Origin of the sequence: Vreelandella arctica, from assembly GCF_037070215.1 — a bacterium.
GTDB lineage: Bacteria > Pseudomonadota > Gammaproteobacteria > Pseudomonadales > Halomonadaceae > Vreelandella > Vreelandella arctica.
In genome coordinates, this window is sequence record NZ_JBANSN010000001.1 from 230833 (window position 1) to 253854 (window position 23022).

Sequence of the window (23022 nt, forward strand, 5' to 3'; positions counted from 1 at the left end):
GACTAACGCTCCACAGGGCTGGCGGCCTGGATCAGTTGATGCAGGTACGCCAGCTTATCGCGCACGGCGGGGGCGAGCACCGTCGGTGACAGGTCGAGCAGACCCATATCCCGGTTGAGCTCGTTCACCGCCAAGCCGACCTGATGAAAAGCCATCAACATGCTGTCCAGGCTACCGTCATATTCGACATGGGTAATGCCCATGTGCAGTGCGGTATCCAGCACGGCCACCATATCCAAGTAATACGCGAAGGTTTCGGCGAAGTCTTCCCAGGGGTGCATGGTGGCGTAGGCAGAGATAAAATGCTCAGGCCAGTCGCTGGGAGCGCCCTGTTGGTAGTAGCGCTCTAACGCTTCGGCATAGCTTGGCCGGTGGTGGTTGCCAAATACTGCACGACACGTTTCTTCATCGCGATCCTTAACCAATACGTCCCAGTAGTAGTGGCCGATTTCATGGCGGAAGTGGCCAATCAAGGTGCGGTGGGACTCGTTCATATCGACCCGTAAACGCTCGCGCTCAACGTCGTCGGCCTCTTTAACGTTAATGGTGATATGACCTGCCGCATGGCCGGTATACACTTTCTCCTGGTTGGCGGTAGAGCGCCATAGTCCTTGGTCAGGCAGGGCATCAGCCATAAAAGAGAAACTCAACGGCACTGCAATAGCATCCTCTTGGGTGCCATGGGGTAGTTTCAGTAAATCAAGGGTATGAAACAGACGCCGTTTGGCCGCCTCAAGTGCTGCCCAACGCTCGCGGTTACCATCAATAGTGAGATCGGGGATCATGGCGTTATAACGGCAGCAGTCGCATAGCGTATCCGCTTGGCCGTGTTCCATTACCACCATACGATTGCACACGTTCTCAACAGCATAGTTGTGGCACTTCATTAGCGCTGTATCGCACCCTGGGTGGGTACAGCGATAGCCGCCGTTCTCCAAGGGCTCAATGGCCACGATATTGCTACAGGCAGGACACCAGCCGACCTCTGACTGACAGCTAAGGCAGTGGGTGTTTTCATAGAAAAGCGGATTGCCACAGCGGCAGTTGAAAGCCTGCATAAATAATTCCCTGTGTTTAAACACGAGCGTTCGCCATGTGCGATCCGCGAGGCTGCGGCACACTGATAGGCCGAAGCATAGCCAGCCCTGTGACACATTGGAAAGGCTAATTGATATCCTGCCGCAGATTTTGTTGACTCATGCGATACTTGGTTGACGTTAACGTCAACTTGCTGCTATACCCTGTACTCTTGCCTTACCGCGAAGCACTTTTTAATACCGCATTTTTATAACAACCACAGCCATAACAATCACAATTAATAATAGGAGCAACGCTATGTCTGTTCGCGAAATTCCCATGTATATCGATGGCCAGCCCGTGCAGTCGCAAAGCCAGGAGTGGCGCGATGTGGTTAACCCCGCCACGCAAGAGGTGGTAGCGCGGGTACCGTTCTGTACCACTGACGAAGTGGAACGCGCTATCAGCAGCGCTAAAGAGGCGTTTAAGGAGTGGCGAAAAGTACCGCTGGGTAAACGCATGCGCATTATGCTCAAGCTTCAGGCACTGATTCGCGACAATACCGCAGAGTTGGCGGCGCTGATCACCGAAGAGCACGGCAAAACGCTTCCCGATGCGGAAGGGGAAGTTGGCCGGGGCTTGGAAGTGGTGGAGCATGCCTGTTCGATTACCTCGCTGCAGTTGGGTGAGCTGGCGGAAAATGCCGCTAACGAGGTGGACGTTTACACTATGCACCAGCCGCTTGGTGTGGGCGCCGGTATTACTGCCTTTAACTTCCCGATTATGCTGCCGTGCTTTATGTTTCCACTGGCGATTGCCACTGGTAATACCTTCGTTCTTAAACCCTCCGAACAGGATCCCAGTTCCACCATGCGCTTAGTGGAGTTAGCCCACGAAGCCGGTGTCCCGGCAGGCGTGCTCAACGTGGTGCACGGTGGCCCTGATGTAGCCAACCAGATTGCTGATCACCAGGATATCAAAGCGCTCTCGTTCATCGGCTCTACCCATGTGGGTTCGCTGCTGTATAACCGTGCAGCGGCAGCGGGCAAGCGCATGCAAGCAATGATGGGGGCCAAGAACCACTGCGTGGTCATGCCCGATGCTAATCGTAGCCAAGCGATCAACAACCTGCTGGGCTCAGCCTTTGGCGCGGCGGGCCAACGCTGCATGGCAAACTCTGTGGTGGTGCTGGTGGGCGAGGCGCGTGAGTGGCTGAGCGATATCGTTGATGCGGCGCGTGAAATGAAAGTGGGGCCGGGCACCCAGTTAGATGCCGATTTGGGGCCGCTGGTGTCGCCAGCTGCTCGTGATCGTGTGCTGCGTTTAATCGATGCAGGTGAAAAAGAGGGCGCCAAACTGATGGTCGATGGTCGCAATGTTCAAGTGGAGGGCTACCCCAACGGTAATTTCGTGGGCCCCACTCTGTTTGCGGATGTGACCGCAGATATGACCATTTACCGTGAAGAGATTTTTGGGCCTGTACTGTGTGTGGTCAGTGTTGAAACCCTCGACGAAGCGATCGAGTTTATCAACGCCAACCCCAACGGCAATGGCACCTCTATCTTTACTAACTCTGGTTGGATTGCTCGTCGTTTTGAAACCGATATCGACGTGGGTCAGATTGGTATCAATGTGCCCATCCCCGTACCGGTTGCCTACTTCAGCTTCACTGGCTCGCGGGCATCAAAGCTGGGGGATTTAGGGCCTAACGGCAAACAGGCGATTGCCTTCTGGACGCAAACCAAAACCGTCACAGCGCGTTGGTTTGAACCAGAGAATGTTTCCAGTGGCATTAATAGTACGATTTCGCTTGGCTAAATGAAGCACTATTCAATGCCTGATGCTGGCCCCGCATTAAGCGGGGTCAATTGATAGCGGGTGCGGCCAAAGCCGAGCCGATGAATCGGCATATCGTGATTTAAAAGTTATCAAACAACGGCAAGCTTTCTTCCAACAGTTGTTCAGTGGGGCCAAGTTGGCTTTCATGCAACACCAGCAGGGAATGTTCGTTCATGAAGTCCTGGGCTGGCGGCACCAGCAGCGCGAACTCACCTTCTTCAAGGTGAAACTCATGTATTTCGCGCAAACCAAGCGGCGTCATGCATTGCGAGCAGCGGTAGGTGTCATCTTCGCCATAAATCAGGCGGTGGTACATTTTAAACAGCGTATAGAGTGCCAAGCCGCCCTCAAACGCTGGCCAGCGCGCTGGTGTATGACGAATGCCGCTGGCGAGGTCTTGACCTTCTGCTCTGGCCTCTGCAATCGCATCGGCTAGCGGGGCAGCTAGAATGGCGGTTTGGTCAGCAGGTAAAGGTGTGTTGTGCTTGGAGGCGTGTTCAAAATCCTGCACTGCTCGTTTGAAGTCAGAAACGTTACTGAGGGTGTAGTCGACATGCTGAAGATCGTCGGGCTCAAACCCACCATTTTCCCAGCCATGAATGACTCTCAAGGTCATTTGGCCCCGCGTCATGGGGCGGGCCAGTAACATATGCAGCATGATCCGAATATGTAGCTGGCGCTCATCCGTATCATTTTCAAACGCTTGGTAGGGGTCAGAAAACAGTTCGTTTAGACGACCGGAGATGTGTTCTTTTGCTTCGTTATGGCTCATGTCAGTGTCCCTTTGAACGAACTGATTATTAAGCGTTATGCGCGCGGTTCTTTTATGCCAGCTATTGCAGGTCGTTACATCAGTATGGCGAGCAGGGCCGCTAATTAAAAGTCACTTAAGTTAGCGTTTTGTTACGTAAAGGCTAAGTCGTTTTTATGAGATGGTTAAACTTAACAATAAAGAGGTGATTATGTCTGCTCCATTAAGCCGTTTTAATGTACCAGAAACGTTAGATGATCTGCCCGACGATATTCGCCATACTATTTTGGCCGTCCAGGAAAAGGCAGGGTTTGTGCCTAATGTATTTTTAATGTTGGCCCATCGTCCTGCTGAGTTTCGTGCTTTCTTTGCCTACCATGATGCGCTAATGGAGCGTGAATCTGACACGCTCACTAAAGCCGAGAAAGAGATGATTGTGGTCGCTACCAGTGCGCGCAATCGCTGCTTGTATTGCGTGGTGGCGCATGGGGCACTGGTGCGCATATACAGCAAAGACCCGCTGCTTGCGGATCAGGTCGCCATCAACCATCGCGTGGCACCGATTAGTGAGCGCCACCGCGTCATGCTCGACTTTGCCATGCATTGTGCCATTGATGTCGGTGAAATGACCGATGAGTGGCGCACGCGCCTGCGGCAAGAAGGCTTTAGCCAAGAGGACTGCTGGAATATAGGCGCCATCGCGGCGTTTTTTGGTCTGTCGAATCGATTGGTCACCCTGGCGGGTACGCCGCCCAATGCGGAGTTCTATTTGATGGGGCGAGTGCCCCGCGCAGAGGCTGCCAACACACCTTAAACTTTACTAAGACGCGTTTTTGGTTGACGATACCGTCTTCATTCACTGTCGCCAGGGGAGCCCTGCTTGCAAGGGCTGAGAATGCGCGCTGCGCAGACCCTGGAACCTGATCCGGTTCGTACCGGCGGAGGAAGTGCGACATGCTATATCTGACGTCAGCCGTGCTTGGCGCGGCGCTGTGCTGCTTTGCTTATTTAGGTCTACGGGCTCGCTGGGTGGATGGCCCCGTTGATGATTATGTGACGGCTCGCAACTCACAAACAGCTTCAACCCTTGGTCTCTCCTTTCTTGCCTCCGGCATGGGGGCGTGGATACTCTTTGCCCCGCCCGAAATTGGCGCCTTTGTTGGCCCCCTCGCATTAGCAGGTTATGCGCTCGGGTCGGCACTGCCGTTTATTGTGTTAGGACTCTACGGGCCAAAAATTCGCCGTGCGTTGCCGGAAGGGCGCAGCATCGCCGAGTTTGCAGAAGCGTGCTATGGCCCAGGCGTGCGGCGCTGGGTAACGTTAGTGTCGGTTGGCTATATGGCCTGTTTTCTGGCAGCGGAGCTCACCGCCATAGGGGCCATCACAGCGCTATTGTCAGATGTGCCGCCCGCGCTGGTGATTATTGGCGTTGCCCTCACCACTCTGGTGTATACGGCGGTTGGCGGTTTGCGCGCCAGCCTTGCCACGGACCGGTGGCAGGCATGGCTGTTGCTAGCGCTTCTGTTGGCGGTGGGTAGCGTTACGTTATGGCGCCTACCCACAATGCCTAGCGAGGCAACGCTGCCTTCAATCCCCGTTACCAGCGCGCTGAGCGTTGCGTTAACGCTGGTCATCGCCGTCACCGCAGCGAACCTTTTCCACCAGGGGTATTGGCAGCGTGTTTGGGCGGCAAGGGACGATCAAAGCCTGGGCCGTGGCGCTTGGCTAGGCGGCGGTATGACCGTCGTCGTCGTGATGCTAATTGGTGGTTTGGGCATGCTGGCGACAATGAGTGGGGTTCGCCTTGGCGAGCCGCCGATGCCGTTTTTCGCCCTGCTAACGAAGGCCCCAGCTTGGCTGACGCTACCTGCCTTAGTGCTGGCAGTCACCTTGGTGGCCTCCAGTGTGGATACGTTACAAAATGGTATCGCTTCCCTGGTGGTGTCGCGCAGCGAACAGCGGGGTGTTTCCATCGCCGCTGCCCGCTGGGTCACGATTGCATTGATGATACCGGTGGTAGTGATTGCTTTGCAGGGGCTGTCGGTACTGCGGCTATTCCTGATTGCTGACTTACTGTGTGCTGCCATTGTGGTGCCTGTGCTGCTAGGTCTGTGGCAGCGCATGACCCCTTTTTCGGCTGTTGCGGGAGGCGTTGCAGGATTGCTGGGTGCCATTATTCCAGGGTGGTTCGGTCAGGGCAGTCTCATCGCGGGAGTGGTAGCTGCCAGTTTTCCAGGCAGTATTCCTACGCTGGGGCCGTTTGTCGGCGCGATAGTCGCCTCTACGCTGGTTAGTGTGTTGCTCGCGAGTATGAGTAAAAATAATAAGCAGTAAGCAGAAAAGTGCTGGTCGCGATATGCTGGTAGACCTACACCTCCCTGAATGGGTGACATGACAATGAGCTACCCCATAGCATCTAATGAAGAGGCGCGGTTAGCCGCTCTTTATGAGCTTGAACTATTAGATACCCCGGATGAACCGGCGTTTGATCGCGTCACCAGGTTGGTTACCCAGTTACTAAATGTGCCTATCTCAACGATCACGTTGATTGATGCTGAGCGTCAGTGGATTAAGTCGCGCGTGGGCGTGGAAACCCGCGAGACAGGGCGAGATGTGGCTTTTTGCGCTTATACAGTGACGGCCTCAGAGCCGTTAATTGTTGAAGATGCACGCAAGGATCCTAGATTTGCGCAAAACCCCCATGTGACCGCCCCGAATGGGATTCGCTTTTATGCGGGTATTCCGCTGTGCACCTCCAATGGACTTGCATTGGGATCCCTCTGCGCGATTGATATTAAACCTCGTACTCTTAGTGAGCAGGAACTGGCGGCTTTGAAAGATTTAGCGGCGATTGTGACTGATGAAATTCGCCTGCGTGAGCGGCTGATCCGAGAGAGAAAAAAAGCACAGGAATCTCAGCGAGCGTTGAGCGAGCTTCATTACAGTATGGAGTGCCAAATTGAACGGCGCACCAACGAGCTCAACCTGGTCATTGAATCCGCCTATGACGCCTATATCAGCGTTGATTCACAGGGCGTTATTCTGGATTGGAATCGAGCGGCTGAGCTAATGTTTGGTTGGCCACGCAAGGCGGTGCTGGCAAGGCCAATCACACAACTACTCTTTCCGAATGGCTTGCCAACTGAGAGTGATCAAGCCCCTATCACCTTTACAGCGCGGTGCCATGATGGCAAGGAACTGCCCGTCGAGGTCCGCATCAAGACATTGACCATTGATGGCCGCGAACGACGCAGTCTTTTTATCCATGATATTACCGAACGGCAGCAGCTAGAGCGCTTGCGCGATCAACAGGCCCGTGAAGACGTATTAACCAAACTGCCGAATCGACGCGCCCTGGATGAACGCCTGCCTGATGCGATGGCCCGCGCTCGGCGTACTCAAAAGCCCTTAGCAGTTTTATTCATGGACCTGGATGGTTTTAAAGCGATTAACGACACTCATGGCCATGCCATGGGGGATGAGCTGCTGCGTGTGATGGCTAAACGATTGGCGGGGGCCGTCCGTGAAACCGACTATATAGCGCGGTGGGCCGGAGACGAGTTTGTCTTGCTATTAGAAGGCAGTGAGTCCATGGCGATTGAGCCGTTGGCTAAAAAATTAATACAGGTGATTGAAGAGCCGTTTGCTGCTGGCAATGCGGCGCTGAATATCAGTGCAAGCATAGGTGTTGTCATGTACATGCCGACTAGTGCTGAAACGGCCAACGAGCTATTAAAGCGAGCCGATGTTGCCATGTATGATGCCAAGCGCTTGGGAAAAGCCCAAGTTCGTATAGTGCAGCCTTTGGATAGTGCTTCTTAGGCTTGGTACGAAAACTGCTTGCGCTCGCCCATACGTTGTTAAAAATCGGCTCAAAATACTCATTTACACTCTGTAAACTCCGTTTTTTCGCCTATTTTTGCCTAGTCTGGTCTTCGCTCAGCGACTTTTCGTACAAACCCCGAGACCGGAAATATTCAAGGACGATCATGATTCGAACTATTCTGACCACGCCTGAAGGCGAGACCCATGAGGGCGGTGAAAGCCTGATAGCTGTGTGGCGGGCTACGCCGGGAAGCCATATTTGGATTGATATGCAGGGGGAGACCCAGCAGAGCGAACGGTCGATTTTAGAGGCATTCGAATTTCACCCGATGGCGATTCAAGATGCCCATAAAGAGCGTCATCCGCCTAAAATAGAAGAGTTTGATAACCATACGCTGATTATTTATCGCGGCATCTCCTCATTCGATGCCGAGCTGAACTATTTGCCTCAACAGGTCTGTTTTTTTGTGGGCGAACGGTTTTTGGTTACGCTCCATCCTGGTGAAGCGTTAAGCATTGAGCGGCTATTTAACGAGCACGGAAGAGCACTTTTGGCGCATTCGCCGGAGCAGGTCGCGCTGCGCGTTATGTATATCTCAGCCGGATTTTATATCGATAGCCTGCTTGAGTTTGAAACTGAATTAAGCGATCTAGAGGATGAACTGTTAGAAGACGGCAACGATGTCTTGATGCGCAAAATCATTACTTATCGCTCTCGATTGGTCAAAATGCGCCGCATTTTTAGTTACCACAAAGGCATTACTCAAGAACTGACGGCTTATGACTACGAGCATCTGCCCCGAGAAGAGAGCGAAACCCTGCACGCTATTAACGATGTGGCGGACCGCTTTGAACGTCTCTATACCTTGACCCAAATGTACTATGACATTTGTGGTGACTTAGTCGATGGCTATATCTCTATTTCTTCTCATCAGCTAAATATCACCATGCGTGTTCTCACCGTTATTACCGCAATTTTTGTACCCCTGACATTTATTGCTGGGATTTACGGCATGAACTTCGAAAATATGCCCGAGCTGCGCTATGAGTACGGCTACTTTTTTGTATTGGGAGCAATGCTGGGCATCGGCGGCATATTGATTTGGTTATTTAAACGCAAACACTGGTTCTAAGCTCGTCAGTGAACGATTCGCCAGGAAACGAAAAGTTGACGCATGCATAGGTGGTTGAGGGGTGAGTGTGGCATCCTCTGCAGCGACCAAGACTATAAGGCATCAAGCCGTCGACTAGCATTTTCACTGGGAGCATTTTTCATGACCATTATGATCATCGGGCTGCTGATTTTTTTAGGCAGTCACTCTGTACGTATCTTCGCTGAAAATTGGCGTCAGCAGCAAATTGCCAAATTCGGCGAAACCACGTGGAAAATAGCCTACTCGGCAGTGTCTGTGATCGGTTTGGCAATTGCCATTTACGGCTTTGGCCAGATGCGCCTTGACCCCATTTATGTGTGGCAACCACCCATGGGAATGCGCCATGCGGTCGCGCTGCTCATGCTGCCTGCCTTTATTATGCTAGTGGCGGCTTATGTTCCCCATAATGCTATTAAGGCCAAGCTTGGCCACCCGATGATGCTGTCAGTGAAAATATGGGCGTTTGCTCACCTGCTAGCCAACGGCCGCTTAGGCGATATTATTTTTTTTGCAGCCTTTCTTATCTGGGCAATCCTGGCGTTTAAAGCTGCCAAAAAGCGTGGTCGTTTAACGCCAGCTGCGCCAGTTAGCACCACGAAAATGGCTACTATTTCTACCGTACTCATCGGGCTGGTGGCGTATGTCGTCTTTGCTTTTTACTTGCACACCGCGTTGATTGGTGTCCCTGTCTTTAGCTAATGCTTATGTTTAATTAATATCTGTATTGGCTAATATTAATAAGTGTGCTTTGTTCTTCTGGCGGCCTCGCAACCACGCGTTGCCGCCATTGCCGCTTATATGGCTTTTGAGACTCGGCAAGAGTTTGTTATTGTCATTTGAGCGCCAATATACCCATATTAAGGAGTCAGCTCATGGCCGAAACTGAACACACGGTGCCGCCGACGATGGCCGCCATGCTATTGACTGGACATGGCGGTATCGACAAATTGGAGTACCATCCGGATGTCGCTACACCTAAGCCCAAGGCGGGCGAAGTGCTGGTACAGGTGACTGCTACGGCAAAGAACAATACTGACCGAAAAGCGCGTGAAGGCCTTTACCCCACCAAAGATAAAGGTGATGTAACTTCCTTTGCCATGGGCGGCACCCCGACGCTTACCTTCCCGCGTATTCAAGGGGCCGATGTGGCAGGTCGTATCGTGGCGGTCGGAGAGGGGGTCGACGCAAAGCGCATTGGCCAGCGAGGGCTGCTCGATTTTAATATCTACGCCGACGAGCGCCGTGATATTAACCTCACCCCTGACTACTACGGCCATGGCGCCGACGGCGGTTTTGCTGAGTATATCGCTGTCCCTGCTGATCAGTTTTATCACGTGCCCAACCCTGAGCTGCACGATGCAGAGCTTGCCTCAATGGGCATGTGTTCGTATCAAACTGCTTACCACATGATGACCGCCGCCAAGGTGAGTGCTGGTGAGCGCGTGTTGGTCAGTGGTGCCAGCGGTGGCGTGGGGACCGCACTGATTCAGCTCTGCCGCGTTGTGGGCGCTATTCCCTATGCGGTAAGCCAGCTAGACAAAGCTGACGCACTCAAAGCACTAGGCGCAGAAGCGGTGATTGACCGTGGCGACTTGCCGACGTTTGTGGATCGCGTGCTGGAAACGACCAGCGGTAAACCGATCGATGCGGTGATGGATCTGGTCGGCGGTGAAATGACCAATCTATTTATCGACACCATGATTGTTGATATGCAGGGGCGCAAGAGCTACCCGCGCCTTTCCATTGCTGGTGCCAGCGGTGGCAATCTGAGCGAAATGATGTGGACGCGCGTTTATCTGTACCAAGTGCAGATTTTTGGCGTTTCCCACGGCACCCGTGAAGAGGCTGAACAGCTTGTGGCATGGATACGCAGCGGTGAATTAAAGCCTGTGCTTCATGCGGCATTTAAGCTTTCCAATCTGCATGCGGCCGAGCGCTATTTTGTTAATCGGGACAGCAACTATCTGGGTAAAATTGTGCTTGTTCCCGATGCCCAGTGGGCCTCTCATGGTGCTCCGTTCGCCCTCGAAAATTCCTCTTCTGACGCTCAGGAGCGCCACTAGTGCCTAACCTCCATACCATCCAGTTAATGGATACTCACGCCGGTGGCGATGTTAGCCGTATTGTCACCGGTGGCATCGATATTTTGCCTGGCGCCACTGTGCGCGAGCAGATGGAGTACCTGCGCGATGACGCCGACGGTTTACGTCGCTTGCTGCTTGAAGAGCCCTACGGCATTCCAGAAATGTCAGTCGATTTGTTAGTGCCTCCCAGCCACCCGGAAGCGGTCGCGGGATATATCATTATGGAAGTAATGGGCTATCCCATTTACTCTGGCTCTAACACCTTGTGTACCGCGACAGCTGTGCTGGAGAGCGGTATTGTGCCCAAGCAGGAAGGGATACAGCGCTTTAAGCTGGAAGCGCCGGCAGGCTTGGTGCAGATCGAAGCCAAAGTGCATAACGGCGTGGTGGAGTCAGTTACCTGTGGCGGCTTGCCCAGCTATATCGACACCTATCGCGATACGATTGATGTGCCGGGCATTGGTGATGTCACATACTCCATCGCCTACAGCGGTGGTTTTTATGCGTTAGTGGATGCCACTGAATTGGGCTTTAAACTGACGCGTGATGAAGAGCGTGCGCTATCCGAGTGTGCCTATAAAATCGTCGAAGCGATTAAAGCGCAGCGAGGCTTTTCCCACTACACGCTGGGTGACGTAGGGCCACTGCCGTTTTTGCACTTTATGGGACCTGAAGAGAAGGTAACGGAAGGTTATATACGTTCACGCTCAACCACCTATGTTCATCCTGGCGTTATTTGCCGTAGTACAACGGGTACTGGTACCTCGGCACGCCTGGCATTGATGAACTATGAAGGGCGTTTGAGTATAGGCGACAAACTAGAGACGGTTTCACTGCGTGAAACGGGGTTTATCGGCACCTTCATTGGCACGCATCAGGAAGGCGCTTACCAAGTGGTGGAAAATACCATTACCGGCCGCAGTTACGTGTTGTCGCGCTCGGATATTGTGATCAACTGTGATGACCCGATGGTGGCGTGCGGTGAGTTGCATCATATCTTGAGTGACCGTCATCAGCCTGCGGCATTGTCTTTAGAGTCGTAGTCTGTGAAAACTTAGTCTTTGGAAACGTAGTCTTTAGAAACATGGCCATCAGAGACATAGCCTTCGCTTTCCAAGCGTTCCCATACCGGGGCTTTTTCGGCCTCGGTCATGGCGCCCCAGACAGCAATTTCATCTAGCGTACGGCCGCAGCCATTGCACAATGAAGTGGATGGCTCGATCTGGCAGATCTGCACGCACGGCGAGAGTGGGCGGACGGTAGAATATGTGCTCATTAAGATAGGCTCTGAAGAACTGGCTGGCGCATTATGACGCCGACACTTTACCGCGCAATGACTTAATTTTTCCCTTACGGGTTTTGTGATCAACACGACGGCGCTGCGAGCCTTTGGTGGGCTTGGTGGGGCGGCGTACTTTTTGCTGCTTGGTGGCACTCTGAATCAGCTCTTTTAAACGTGCCAGCGCATCCTCTTTGTTGAGTTCAAGCTTTCGATGGCTCTGGGCTTTAATAATTACCACGCCCTCTTTGCTAATGCGCTGATCCGATAACGCCATTAAGCGCTCTTTATACAGAGGCGGCAGCGTAGAGCTCAGAATATCAAAGCGTAAATGTACTGCTGAAGCGACTTTATTGACGTTCTGGCCGCCAGCACCCTGGGCGCGAATTTGGCTGATATCAATCTCCCAATCAGCCAGGGTAACGTTATTAGAAATGGTGAGCATTAATGGCCCCTGTGTTACTTGTGAACCCATAAGGCTAGCACAATTGGCACAGAGACGGGGATGGTTAGCCTACTTAGCGCGCTCCGTTAGCCCGCTAAATTGTTAATCGGTTGACCATCCATGTAAGCTAGCAGGTTGCTAAAGGCATCGCCAAAATAGAGCTCATAGCTATCTTTTTCTACATAGCCAAGGTGAGGCGTGGCGACTAAATTAGGCAATGCCAGCAACGAGTTTTCAATGACCGGTTCCGCATCGAAGACATCCACCGCTGCCTGACCAGGGCGCCCAGCTATAAGCGCCTGCTCAAGCGCACCGGGCACCACTAACTGTGAACGACTAGTATTTACCAGCAGAGATGTAGGTTTCATCTGGGCGAGTGATTCATCAGTGACGATACCGCGGGTTTCGTCGTTCAAGCGAAGGTGCAGGCTTAGCACATCTGAGCGCTGAAACAACGCAGCTTGGCTTTCGGCTACTTCTAACCCGGCTTCAGCGGCGCGTTGGCGGGTGCCTTCCCGACCCCACACCAACACGTTCATTTCAAACGCCTGACCATAGCGTGCCACTAGGCTGCCGATTTTTCCGTAGCCAAAAATGCCTAGTGTGCGTCCTTTAAGGCCGGTACCTAACGTGCACTGCCAGCGGCCCGCTTTCAGGTTCTCAACTTCTGCCGGTATATGACGCATTGCCGCCAGGACTAAACCCCAGGTTAATTCTGCCGCTGCATAAGGCGATCCAGTGCCCGCCATGACAGTGACGCCATGGCGGCGACAAGCCGCCATATTCACATGCGCTGCACCGCCACCCGTTTGGCTAATGACTTTCAGGTTGGGCAAGCGCGCCAGTAGGGCTGCCGTGATAGGCGTGCGTTCACGAATCAGCACTAACGCCTCGGCGTCCTGGAACCGTTCACTCAGCCCGTCTAGGTCGGTTAATGTGTCGTGATACACCGTCACATCGTGGCCTTCTAGCTGCTTGAAGGCATCTAAACGGCGCACGCAGTCCTGGTAGTCATCGGCAATGACAATCTTCATAGAGAGGATTCCTTAAACTGGTCGCATCGGTAATAGTAAAACAGGGCCTAGTGGGCCTTGTTGTTATAAAGTGATACTAACCTGAACACTAACCGTCAAGGAGCCCAAAATGAGTAACTATCTGTTAGATGATTCCCCCCTAAGCCCCGGTGTTATTTACCGCTTGTTATCTGGCGTTGTTTGCCCAAGGCCCATTGCCTGGGTGTCTACCCAGGATAAGCAGGGAAATACTAATTTAGCACCGTTCTCCTTCTTCAATGTCGCTAGCGTCAACCCGCCGGTGCTGGCGTTTTCACCACTGCTCAATGGCAGCGGTGAGCTTAAAGATACGGTGCGTAATTTAAATGACGTTGCAGAATGCGTTGTGCATGTGGGGAGTGAAGCGTTAATTGAAGCGCTCAATACCACTAGTGCCAGCCTGCCGCCAGGAGAGGATGAGTTTACCCTGGCCGGGCTTGAAAAGGCTGCTATGCCGGGCGTGAGCGTTCCGCGGATTGCTAATGCGCCTGTGGCGTTTGGCTGCAAACTGTTCGATATGATTCGGTTCGGTGACCAACCCTTGGCAGGTACGTTAGTACTGGCGCAAGTGGTTTCTATTCATATTGATGACGCGCTATGGGACGGCCGCCATGTGGATATGGATCTTCTCAAACCAGTAGGTCGCCTAGCGGGCAGTGATTACATCCGCATTAGCGATCGTTTTGCGATAGAGCGTCCTGATTAGCAGCTGCTTAATTTACATAAAATCATGATTTTTTAAGGTTGTTTTTCTATTCTTTCCCTTTGTTTCAATGTAGCTACACAGTGGATAATAATAATTACTTAGCAATTAACGATAACTAACCTTTAGTCGTATATTCTGCTGCCGATAGTAATAGGTAACAGATCGGTAATGTAGGAGGCATGCGATGGTTCCCATTGTCTGTTTTTCAACATGCCATTTATAGGGTGGAGAAGTGATCTAGCTAGCAAGGAGCAGATCAATGCAACGACTGGGAACGCTATTGTTAATAAAAAAATGTTTTAAAAAACAAATGATTAAAGCGAGGTTGTTGAGGATAACGTTATTCGCTGGGCTGTTGGTTTCACCATTGACGCAGGCAGAGCTTACGTTTGGGATTGTCGCCCCTTCCAGCGGTGGCGCTGCGCCTTTAGGGCTGGGTATGCAAAAAGGTATCGAGACCTATTTTGCCGAGGTTAATGCAGCAGGCGGGGTGAATGGTGAAACACTTGCCTTGATCGCACGCGATGATCAATACCAACCACTTAAAGCCGCCAGCAATACCCGCCAACTGATTCAAGAAGATGACGTGTTGGCGGCGATCGGCAACGTGGGTACGCCGACGGCCACCGTTACCATTCCCATCTATAACGAGTATGAAACGCTGCTTTATGGTGCGTTCACAGGTGCTGGCGTATTGCGCAAGACACCGCCCGACCGCTATGTGATCAATTACCGGGCCAGCTATGTGCAGGAAACCGCCGCGATGGTGGATGGGCTGCTGGAAGCGGGTGTTCTGCCCGAGGAAATTGCCTTTTTTACCCAGAACGATAGCTTTGGCGACGCAGGATACAATGGCGCTATCCAAGCGTTAACCTCCCATGGCGTTGAAAATACCGCTGCGCTGGCACATGGACGATTTACCCGTGGTACGCGCAATATTCACCAAGGGTTGGCAACCATTCTGCAAGCGCCAGTCACACCACGTGCCATCATTATTGTGGGCACCTACGGGCCCGCGGCAGACTTTATCCGTGAAGCCCACAACGATCTACCCGATGCAGTGTTTTTGAATGTCTCCTTTGTGGGCAGCCAAGCGCTGATGGTTGAGCTTGGCGAGTTATCAGAAGGCGTCATCATTACCCAAGTTGTGCCGCCCCTGGATGCCGAACTGCCTGCTGTTAAAGCTTATCGCCAGGCGCTTGAAACTCACGCCCGCGGTAGCGAGCCTGATTTTATCTCCCTCGAAGGTTATCTCGCCGCGAAGGTGTTTGTAGAAGGTGTTAAAGCGGCTGGCGCTGATCCGGATCGTGATGCCATTGTGGATGGCTTGCTGGGCTTAGGCGCCATCGATATTGGCCTGGAGGAGCCGCTCAGCCTTGGGCGCAATGATCATCAGGCTAGCGATGCGGTATGGCCAACCATTATCACAAACGGCCGTTTTGAGTCGGTGGAGTGGGCGAGCCTGTTACCGTAACAGCGTCCGCATTTAGGCTTAAGTTACCTGTAAGACCCTGACACAAGTGAAATCAGATAATGAAAAAAACGTTAAGTATTAGAGCCATGTTGATCAGCCTGTTCCTAGCGGCAGTGCTTGGCGCCGTGGTGCTAGCAGCAACAGGTTGGACTACCAACCAACGGCTCATCGACTCGCAGCGCTATATCACCGGTGAGGTATTACCGCTTCAGGATGCCAGCCGGGGCATGGTGCTCACCATGGGCGCGTTTGGTCAACGCCATGCGGATCTACTTGCTGCTGAGAACGCAGCAGGCCTTGATGAGATCACCACACAAACCGCGTTGGATGAACGCTTTCATAACGCCCGCCAAGGGCTGAGTGGGGTGGAACACGGTGAAAGCCTGAATGAATTGGATAGTCATTATCAGGCGTTACTGGCAGGCGATACGGCGCTTGAGGCGATTCGCCGTGAAGAACTGAGTTTGCAAACACAGATGGCGGAACGTATTAGTGCTATGCAAACGCTTGTCTCTCAAGTGATGCTTAGCGCTGAAGATATTGCTGGTCGTACCGCATTAGCCCAGGTGCGCAGTGACCGTGACCAGCTTGAGTTGGTGGAAGCTTGGCGTGAAGATGGTATGACTACGCTGCCTACCCAGCTACTTGACGATATGTTTACCGCGCAAGTGGATGTAGGACGCTTAAGCGGTAACGCGCGCATGGCATTAGCGCAGCTATCGGATCTTGGCCGCCAAATGATGCAATTGGAGAGCTCCGATGCGCTGGTCAATTTGCGTCACAATGAAATTGCCCAGCAGGTCGGGCTTGCCCGTCAGTCGTTGGCGGCAATCGCTAGTGCTCCGAGTACCGAAGTAGAGCAGCGTGCGCTAATTAATAACCTTGATGAGGTTATTGTCGAGCTGCAAGGGCTGATGGTGTCTGATGATAACGCTGTCTATGCGCTTCGTTTGCAGCAGCTTGCACTCCATGAACAAGTACAAGCGGCGCTCACCAATGTCGCTCAAGCCATGGCGCAGATGCGCTCGGCGTTAAGTGACGTTGAAGCGTATACCGTGGCACAGGCTGACAGTGCCGCGACCCAGGCGGAAACGTTAGCCAATGCTGGCCGTTCGTTACTGATTATGGTCACACTGATTGTGATTGCGCTGCTTGCTATCTTTGGCTGGCGCACAATGGTGCGTGTGTTGGGCCCGCTCGTGGCAATGCGCCGCCAGATGGAAAGCATCAGTGGCGCTGCTGGCGAGAACGCTGATCTTTCCAAGCGTCTTGAGCTTAAACGCAACGATGAAGTAGGCCAGACGGCTCAAGCGTTTAATAGCATGATGGATACTTTTGAAGGGATGGTGGCGCAAATTCGTGAAAGCGCTGAATCCATCGCGGCGAGCAGCCGACAGATTGCGGCAGGCAATGAAAATCTCTCACAACGAACCGACCAGCAGGCAGCGTCGCTGGCTGAAACGGCCTCAAGTCTTGAACAGATTACCGCTACCGTGAAGCAAACGGCTGAGTATGCTGACCAGGCGAAAGACGCCAGTGGCAACGTTGATCAACGTGCACGTGCCGCAGGGGATGTGTCAACGCGTACCACGGCAGCAATGGGCGATATCCGTGAGGCGAGTGAAAAAATCACCTCTATTATTAAAGCCATCGACGATATTGCCTTCCAAACTAACTTGTTGGCGCTAAATGCCTCCGTGGAAGCCGCCCGGGCTGGCGAGCAGGGGCGCGGGTTTGCTGTGGTGGCTCAGGAAGTACGTAAGTTAGCGGGACGCAGCGCTGAGGAGGCGGCCCAAATTCGTCATTTAGTAGACGACAGTGTTGCTAAGGTGAGCGAGGGCGAGCAACTCGTCAACGCATCCAGTAAGCACCTTCAGGAGATCATTGATAGCCTGGGTGAGGTGACGCGCTATGTTACCGAGATCGCTGGGGCGACCCATGAACAGTCGGCAGGTATTGACCAGATCAACCAAGCGATTTCGCAATTGGATCAGGTGACGCATCAAAATGCCCGCTTGGTACAAGAAGCCACGACGGCCAGTCATACACTGGATGATCGTGCCGGTGATATGCATTCACTGGTAGGGCGCTTTCGGGTAAGCGATACGGCAGGACAGCGTCATCTGTCACTCCCACAGAAGGAAGAAATTACAACGTAGTAAGCAATTACTACCTGCTGGTGGAAAGCGCTTGCTAGTCTCATCTCACACGCCTCGCGTGTGCTCACACACTCGATCAATAACCATAAGATAAATAGGTAAAAGGAGTACTGAGATGAGCAGCAAGCGTATTTTAATGATCACCGGCGATTTCACTGAAGACTATGAAACCATGGTGCCGTTTCAAGCACTTATGGCCGTCGGCCACCAGGTAGATGCTGTCTGCCCTGGTAAAGCCTCGGGCGATACTGTGGCAACCGCGATTCATGATTTTGAAGGTGATCAAACCTATTCTGAAAAGCCTGGGCACCGCTTCGCACTGAATGCTGATTTCGCCAGCACTAACCCCGCCGATTACGATGCACTGGTTGTACCGGGTGGCCGCGCACCGGAATACCTTCGTCTCAACAAGGAAGTCTTGACAATGGTTCAGCACTTTTTCGAGACCAACAAGCCCGTGGCGGCCATCTGCCATGGTGCGCAGCTCTTGGCTGCTGCAAAAGTGCTTGAGGGCCGGCAGTGCTCCGCTTACCCGGCCTGCCAGCCGGAGGTAGAACTTGCTGGTGGTCACTTCGCCAATTTGGAAGTGACGGATGCGGTGACCGATGGCAACTTGGTCACCGCTCCCGCGTGGCCTGCCCACCCGGCATGGCTGGCGCAATTTATGGCACTGTTAAATAAGTAAAGCTAGCCGCACTATCATAATTACCTTTGCGCCCAGCCCCGGCTGGGCGCGCTATGTTTTTCCCCGCTATGCTTGTAGTTTGAACACACGTTTGAACAGATTACGCCGAGAGGCAACACCTATGTGTAAACTCTTTATTCAAGCCAATCCCGAGCTGTGGCGCAGTGCGACGCACTCGCTGCGTATCGATGGCATGGTCACCAGTGTGCGGATGGAAAACTATTTCTGGCACATTCTTGAAGAGATCGCCCAGCGAGATGGAATGAATACTGCCCAGATGATTACCCGGCTGTATCATGAATCGATTGATGCCGGGCACGATTTGGGTAACTTCACCTCGTTTTTACGCGTTTGCGCCCTGCGTTACCAAGCGCTTCAATTGAGCGGCGATATTCCAGTCCAGCACCAAGTACCCATCGCCACGCTGGACGCGGAGCAAATTTTAGCGCGTGAAGCTGGCAACAGGCAGGACTCCTTACATTAAAAACGGCGGCTGAGAAGGGGACTGGGAAGGAAGTAGAGCCGTTATTCGAGCCGTGCTTCCAGCGCACTTAAAAATTCTTCAATACGCGCTGCATTGGTGCCCACATCGCTTGCGCCCAGGCGTGACGCCGAGCGCATATCGACCTGCACACCCTTGTCCAGCTCGGTTAAGCGAATGACCACGTCATCCTCAAAGCCAAACCAGCGCGTGGTTGCAGTGGCCTCTATGTGATTGTTGGTAATTCGGGCGATGCGCCAGCCAGACTCTTCCGCCGCTGCTTGGGCAGCTGCCAGTACGGTTTGCGGAGATTCATCTACAATTATCGGCTTGATGTGAGGGTAGGCTGCTCGCTGTTGCAGGGCGGTTGTCTCACCAGGGTAATCGACCGCGTTAGGGGCAGCACGCCGCGCGTTGGCTAAGGCTTCAAAAGCAGGTGGGTTCTGGGTGTCGGTAGTGATGTCGTGAATGGCCGGTACCTCTTGAGCACGTTGCCAGTGCTGCCAAGGTACGAAAAGCAGCGCCGCCGCAGCGATAATGACCAGCGAGGCCATCAAGGCTGATGTGAAGCGACGAGCGAGCATGCTCAGCAGCAGCGTAATGATGCTGACTGCCACCGCACCACCTGCGGCATAGACGCCGTTACGTAGTAAGTTAAACGCCTCGCCCAGGCTGATAAGTTCGCCCCGATAAGCCGGGCCAGCGCCCGCCATCATCAGTACCGCCACTACAAGCAGCAGAATGGCTAAACCTGCCAGTATACCTGGCCAGCGGCCACCGCGTGGGTGTGACGCTTTCAGTTGCATTGCCATGTTCTCTCCTTGTCACATCGTATTCAGCGATTCTTTTGAGCTATCCTTTCCAGCTATTCTTAGCACAAATACAACGCCAATTGGCAATCTGAACGTTTAATACCTGACGATAGGATATACATGACCGATCACGTAACCGCTTTACGTCAGTTGCTTCTCAGCGCACCGCAAGAAGCCCTGCCAATGACCTACCAGCAGGTGGCCACCGAGCTGGGGCTGACGCCGCCGCGCACCATTGGGCAAGTTACCCAAGCGCTTGAGCAGTTAATGCGTGAAGACGCCGCGCAACAAACACCTTTTATCGCCGCCTTAGTCGTCAGCCGCCGGGGCGATGGGTTACCCGCTACGGGCTTCTTTGAGTTAGCTGTCGCTTTAGGCCGTTTTCCCAAAGACCCGACCCTCCACGAGTCGGCTTACCGGGCTGAGTTTCAGAGCGCCCTCAACGAGCGCGAAGATTGCCAACGTTAAGTTTCGCCGCGCTGGCTGGGCGTTTTACGCAGTGGGTCAAGCAACGGGCCAAGCCCGTTGTGATCGATTTCATGCATTAGATGAAGCAGCTGGCCAATCTCGCCAGAAGGAAATCCTTCCCGGGCAAACCAGTTTAAATAGGGGCCGGGGAGGTCGGCGATCAGGCGGCCCTCATACTTGCCAAAGGGCATGGTACGGGTGACTAGCTTTTCCAGATCCTCTGGTTTCATGCATTAACTCCTGTGGCTTTGATTGCGTGCTAAACACAATTATCAGGTTGTTCTGCCGTTTCGCCAATCAATTGGGCAAGCGCTCGGGCGGGTTCGCTCAAATGACCACTGGTAGGATGGATCAGCCCTATATCACGATGAAAGGTACGCTCGCCTAAATCAATCGCACGCACGCCGGTTGGCCAGCGTGAATGGGCGATGGCCTCGGGAACCAGCGCCACGCCTACCTCCTTGGCGACCAGCTTAATGATCGCTTCCAGTTCGTCGACTTCGCATACCTCGCGCACATTGCAGTGGTTATCACGTAGAAAGCGCTCTACCTGTCTGCCCCCAAAAGAGGCACGGTCATAGCGGATAAACGGTTGGTTGGAGAGCAGTTCCCGCCACTGGTCGCCGTTGATATTCGGCGGCACGATTAACCGAAAAGGCTCGTGAGCTAGGGGTGTCCAGCGCAAATCACTGTGTAGCGAAAAGGGCGGGCGAATTATCACTGCCATATCCAGTTCGCCAGCGTCGACCTGATTGACCAGTTCCATGGAAAGCCCCGGTACCACGTGGGTACAGCAATCGTGATAAGCGTGATGAAAGCGCGCGAGTGCATCAGGCAGTAGCGAGCGCTGGATGGAGGCGATGGCGCCGATATTGATCCGTTGTGTGGCTGGCTGGCCTGACATGGATACGCCCAGCGTGCTATAGAGCGTCAGCAGGGCGTGGGCTTGCTTCAACGTCTCTTGCCCTCGCTGGGTCAATATGGCGGCACGCCCTTTGCGTTCAAACAGGGCAAGGCCTAGTTCTCCCTCAAGGCGTTTCATCTGCGCACTGACCGCTGCTTGAGTCAGGCCAATTTTGTTACCCGCTGCGGCAAAGGTGCCTTCCTGGGCAACCGCGATCAGCGTCTTTAGCTCACGGATCATTGATAAATCCTTTTTGTGAATCAGCCAAATAGTTATTGATTTTATTTTCCCATGCGTCGCCCTAGGATGAATACAGCGTGGCAGCACAAAGTGTCACTCAATCCCCATAAACCGACTTAAGCTGGAGATGACGATGAGCCTTTCACCTTTCCATTTGGCGATTCCTGTTTACGATGTTGCGCTGGCACGGGCATTCTATAATGACGTTTTTGGCCTGGAAGAGGGGCGTTCCAGTGAGCAGTGGGTCGACTTTAATTTCTTCGGCCATCAGTTAGTCATTCACGAGCAACCCAAAACGCCGGGACAAGAGAGCGCTCATACCAATCCCGTGGACGGTCACAACGTTCCAGTACCGCATTTCGGCGTGATTTTGCAGTGGGATGAGTGGGAAGCCCTGGCCGAGCGACTGAAAGCGCGGGATACACAATTTGTGATTGAGCCTTACGTACGTTTCAAAGGCGAAGTGGGCGAACAGGCCACTATGTTCCTGCTCGACCCTTGCGGAAACGCCCTGGAGTTCAAGGCGTTCAAAGATATGAGCCAGATCTTTGCAAAATAGACTTTGCCAAGTAATCAGTAATGACTGTAAAACGCTATGGCGCCCCGATGTCCGGCCTGTAACGCCTGTTCCTGTCGACGGTGTTGAAGCGGAGGCTCGCCAAAATAGCGCTTATAGTCGCGGCTAAACTGAGGCACGCTGCGGTAGCCAACCGCCGCAGCGGCCTGATTGACGTTGTGGTTGTCCTGCAAAAGTAACTGCTGGGCTTTGATTAAGCGCAGCCGCTTTAAGTACTGAGCCGGTGACGCACGGGTAATTTGCTTAAAGTGCTGGTGAAATGTCGACGGACTCATATTGGCCTGGGCTGCCAGCTGTTCAATGCTAAAGTCTTCAGCAAAATTGGCATGAAGCCTCGAAAGCACCTGCACGATGCGCGAATAGTTGCCATGCCCCAATACCAACGCCCTTAGCGCTTGGCCTTGCTCCCCCTTTAATGCCTCGAATACCACGTCACGAATACGCGCCGTGCCCATCGTTTTGCATTCAACAGGCGCATGCAGTGTGCGCGCCAAACGCTGTACGGCGTCTTGCATACCATCGTTCATGGCGACTGATGCCATTGGCAGTGGCGTTTGGTTCTGTTGTACCGCCTCGCCCATGGCGGTCACCATCTCACTCAACAGTGCCGGATCCAGGCGTACCGATATACCCAGCAACGGGGCTTCCGGTGAACCGTAAGTTTCGCACTCAAACGGCATGGGCAGCGTTTGAACTAAATAGTGGCCGGGGTCGTAGTGGATTTCACGATCGCCCAGATACCCCATCTTTTGCCCCTGGGCAATAATGGTCAGGCTTGGTTCATAGAGAAGCGGCGTACGCACTTGGTGGCGGCTTAAACAGAGTAACGATACGCCGGGCAGAGTCGTTTGACTGATACCGTCGCTTTTAATGAGTGGTGCAATAACAGCAGCCAGCGCATTGCCAGCCTGAGCGGTGGAGGCCATGGGGTTCTCTCTGGTTTCTGGTGGCTTTTGCATAATCATAGCGATTTTAAGCTATTTTTTGTTATTTTATTACGTGCTATCGGAGTAATTGGCAAAAATGGCGTAGCTTCGTTCATCGCTATCCTTACGGATTAGGCCAATACT

24 protein-coding genes and 1 riboswitch are annotated in these 23022 nt (G+C 53.2%); of the genes, 15 read left to right on the forward strand and 9 right to left on the reverse strand.

All coding sequences use genetic code 11. The annotated features are described in order from the left end of the window. Positions 1-2: 2 nt before the first annotated feature. Positions 3-1058: a zinc-binding metallopeptidase family protein gene (locus V8L70_RS01010; RefSeq protein WP_336268531.1), complete on the reverse strand. Its 1056-nt coding sequence runs from the start codon at positions 1056-1058 to the stop codon at positions 3-5. A gap of 277 nt (positions 1059-1335) precedes the next feature. Between V8L70_RS01010 and V8L70_RS01015 the strand changes: the two genes are divergently transcribed. Next, a complete protein-coding gene (locus tag V8L70_RS01015) occupies positions 1336-2835 on the forward strand; it encodes a CoA-acylating methylmalonate-semialdehyde dehydrogenase (protein WP_336268532.1) in 1500 nt (499 codons plus the stop codon). Between the two features lie 100 nt (positions 2836-2935). Here the strand turns inward: V8L70_RS01015 and V8L70_RS01020 are convergent, their stop codons facing one another. Then, complete coding sequence (locus V8L70_RS01020; protein WP_336268533.1) at positions 2936-3628, reverse strand: hypothetical protein; 693 nt, start codon at positions 3626-3628, stop codon at positions 2936-2938. 190 nt (positions 3629-3818) lie between these two features. Between V8L70_RS01020 and V8L70_RS01025 the strand changes: the two genes are divergently transcribed. The 7 genes from V8L70_RS01025 to V8L70_RS01055 all read left to right on the forward strand — a co-directional run bounded on the left by V8L70_RS01025 (position 3819) and on the right by V8L70_RS01055 (position 11713). Further along, positions 3819-4421, forward strand: coding sequence for a peroxidase-related enzyme (locus V8L70_RS01025; RefSeq protein ID WP_336268534.1), 603 nt, complete (start codon positions 3819-3821; stop codon positions 4419-4421). Between the two features lie 43 nt (positions 4422-4464). Then, positions 4465-4572: riboswitch (TPP riboswitch) on the forward strand. Beyond that, positions 4562-5941 carry an SLC5/6 family protein gene (locus tag V8L70_RS01030; protein WP_336268535.1) on the forward strand — a complete coding sequence of 460 codons (1380 nt, stop codon included), beginning with the start codon at positions 4562-4564 and terminating at the stop codon, positions 5939-5941. (Overlaps the previous riboswitch by 11 nt.) Before the next feature lie 63 nt (positions 5942-6004). Beyond that, positions 6005-7429 (forward strand): sensor domain-containing diguanylate cyclase, encoded by a 1425-nt coding sequence (locus V8L70_RS01035; RefSeq protein ID WP_336268536.1) that lies wholly within the window; start codon positions 6005-6007, stop codon positions 7427-7429. Between the two features lie 167 nt (positions 7430-7596). Continuing rightward, positions 7597-8565, forward strand: coding sequence for a magnesium transporter CorA family protein (locus V8L70_RS01040; protein WP_336268537.1), 969 nt, complete (start codon positions 7597-7599; stop codon positions 8563-8565). Positions 8566-8706: 141 nt separating this feature from the next. Beyond that, complete coding sequence (locus V8L70_RS01045; protein ID WP_336268538.1) at positions 8707-9285, forward strand: NnrU family protein; 579 nt, start codon at positions 8707-8709, stop codon at positions 9283-9285. 173 nt (positions 9286-9458) lie between these two features. Further along, complete coding sequence (locus V8L70_RS01050; RefSeq protein ID WP_336268539.1) at positions 9459-10649, forward strand: alcohol dehydrogenase catalytic domain-containing protein; 1191 nt, start codon at positions 9459-9461, stop codon at positions 10647-10649. Next, positions 10649-11713: a proline racemase family protein gene (locus tag V8L70_RS01055; protein WP_176301921.1), complete on the forward strand. Its 1065-nt coding sequence runs from the start codon at positions 10649-10651 to the stop codon at positions 11711-11713. Before V8L70_RS01050 ends, V8L70_RS01055 begins: the two co-directional genes overlap by 1 nt. An 11-nt stretch (positions 11714-11724) precedes the next feature. Here the strand turns inward: V8L70_RS01055 and V8L70_RS01060 are convergent, their stop codons facing one another. The 3 genes from V8L70_RS01060 to V8L70_RS01070 form a co-directional block, all read right to left on the reverse strand. Next, entirely contained in the window at positions 11725-11946 is a 222-nt protein-coding gene (locus tag V8L70_RS01060; protein WP_336268540.1) for a DUF1289 domain-containing protein, read from the reverse strand. A gap of 31 nt (positions 11947-11977) precedes the next feature. Further along, the gene (gene arfB, locus V8L70_RS01065; RefSeq protein WP_101145656.1) at positions 11978-12394 is read right to left on the reverse strand and encodes an alternative ribosome rescue aminoacyl-tRNA hydrolase ArfB; all 417 of its coding nucleotides are present in this window, start codon (positions 12392-12394) and stop codon (positions 11978-11980) included. 86 nt (positions 12395-12480) lie between these two features. Next, positions 12481-13428, reverse strand: coding sequence for a D-2-hydroxyacid dehydrogenase family protein (locus tag V8L70_RS01070; RefSeq protein WP_336268541.1), 948 nt, complete (start codon positions 13426-13428; stop codon positions 12481-12483). 109 nt (positions 13429-13537) lie between these two features. Here V8L70_RS01070 and V8L70_RS01075 point away from each other — a divergent pair, with 109 nt between their 5' ends. The 5 genes from V8L70_RS01075 (at position 13538) to V8L70_RS01095 (ending at position 18954) form a co-directional block, all read left to right on the forward strand. After that, complete coding sequence (locus tag V8L70_RS01075; RefSeq protein WP_008957365.1) at positions 13538-14152, forward strand: flavin reductase family protein; 615 nt, start codon at positions 13538-13540, stop codon at positions 14150-14152. Between the two features lie 328 nt (positions 14153-14480). After that, on the forward strand, positions 14481-15626 hold the full coding sequence (locus tag V8L70_RS01080) for an ABC transporter substrate-binding protein (protein ID WP_336268542.1): 1146 nt from the start codon (positions 14481-14483) through the stop codon (positions 15624-15626). A gap of 59 nt (positions 15627-15685) precedes the next feature. Further along, a complete protein-coding gene (locus V8L70_RS01085) occupies positions 15686-17785 on the forward strand; it encodes a methyl-accepting chemotaxis protein (RefSeq protein WP_336268543.1) in 2100 nt (699 codons plus the stop codon). 115 nt (positions 17786-17900) lie between these two features. Next, a complete protein-coding gene (locus V8L70_RS01090; RefSeq protein WP_008957362.1) occupies positions 17901-18470 on the forward strand; it encodes a DJ-1/PfpI family protein in 570 nt (189 codons plus the stop codon). A 121-nt stretch (positions 18471-18591) separates the two neighbouring features. Then, on the forward strand, positions 18592-18954 hold the full coding sequence (locus V8L70_RS01095) for a ribbon-helix-helix domain-containing protein (RefSeq protein WP_008957361.1): 363 nt from the start codon (positions 18592-18594) through the stop codon (positions 18952-18954). A 41-nt stretch (positions 18955-18995) separates the two neighbouring features. Here the strand turns inward: V8L70_RS01095 and V8L70_RS01100 are convergent, their stop codons facing one another. After that, positions 18996-19763, reverse strand: coding sequence for a DUF1499 domain-containing protein (locus V8L70_RS01100; protein WP_336268544.1), 768 nt, complete (start codon positions 19761-19763; stop codon positions 18996-18998). A 120-nt stretch (positions 19764-19883) separates the two neighbouring features. Here V8L70_RS01100 and V8L70_RS01105 point away from each other — a divergent pair, with 120 nt between their 5' ends. After that, entirely contained in the window at positions 19884-20231 is a 348-nt protein-coding gene (locus tag V8L70_RS01105; protein WP_336268545.1) for a hypothetical protein, read from the forward strand. Here the strand turns inward: V8L70_RS01105 and V8L70_RS01110 are convergent. Both V8L70_RS01110 and V8L70_RS01115 read right to left on the reverse strand, forming a co-directional pair. After that, positions 20228-20461 (reverse strand): DUF3820 family protein, encoded by a 234-nt coding sequence (locus V8L70_RS01110; protein ID WP_022522550.1) that lies wholly within the window; start codon positions 20459-20461, stop codon positions 20228-20230. The genes V8L70_RS01105 and V8L70_RS01110 overlap by 4 nt on opposite strands. Positions 20462-20490: 29 nt before the next feature. Beyond that, positions 20491-21375: a LysR family transcriptional regulator gene (locus tag V8L70_RS01115; RefSeq protein ID WP_336268552.1), complete on the reverse strand. Its 885-nt coding sequence runs from the start codon at positions 21373-21375 to the stop codon at positions 20491-20493. A gap of 133 nt (positions 21376-21508) precedes the next feature. Here V8L70_RS01115 and V8L70_RS01120 point away from each other — a divergent pair, with 133 nt between their 5' ends. Next, positions 21509-21934: a VOC family protein gene (locus V8L70_RS01120; protein ID WP_336268553.1), complete on the forward strand. Its 426-nt coding sequence runs from the start codon at positions 21509-21511 to the stop codon at positions 21932-21934. Positions 21935-21948: 14 nt separating this feature from the next. Here the strand turns inward: V8L70_RS01120 and V8L70_RS01125 are convergent, their stop codons facing one another. Then, on the reverse strand, positions 21949-22878 hold the full coding sequence (locus V8L70_RS01125) for an AraC family transcriptional regulator (RefSeq protein ID WP_336268554.1): 930 nt from the start codon (positions 22876-22878) through the stop codon (positions 21949-21951). Between the last annotated feature and the right edge of the window lie 144 nt (positions 22879-23022).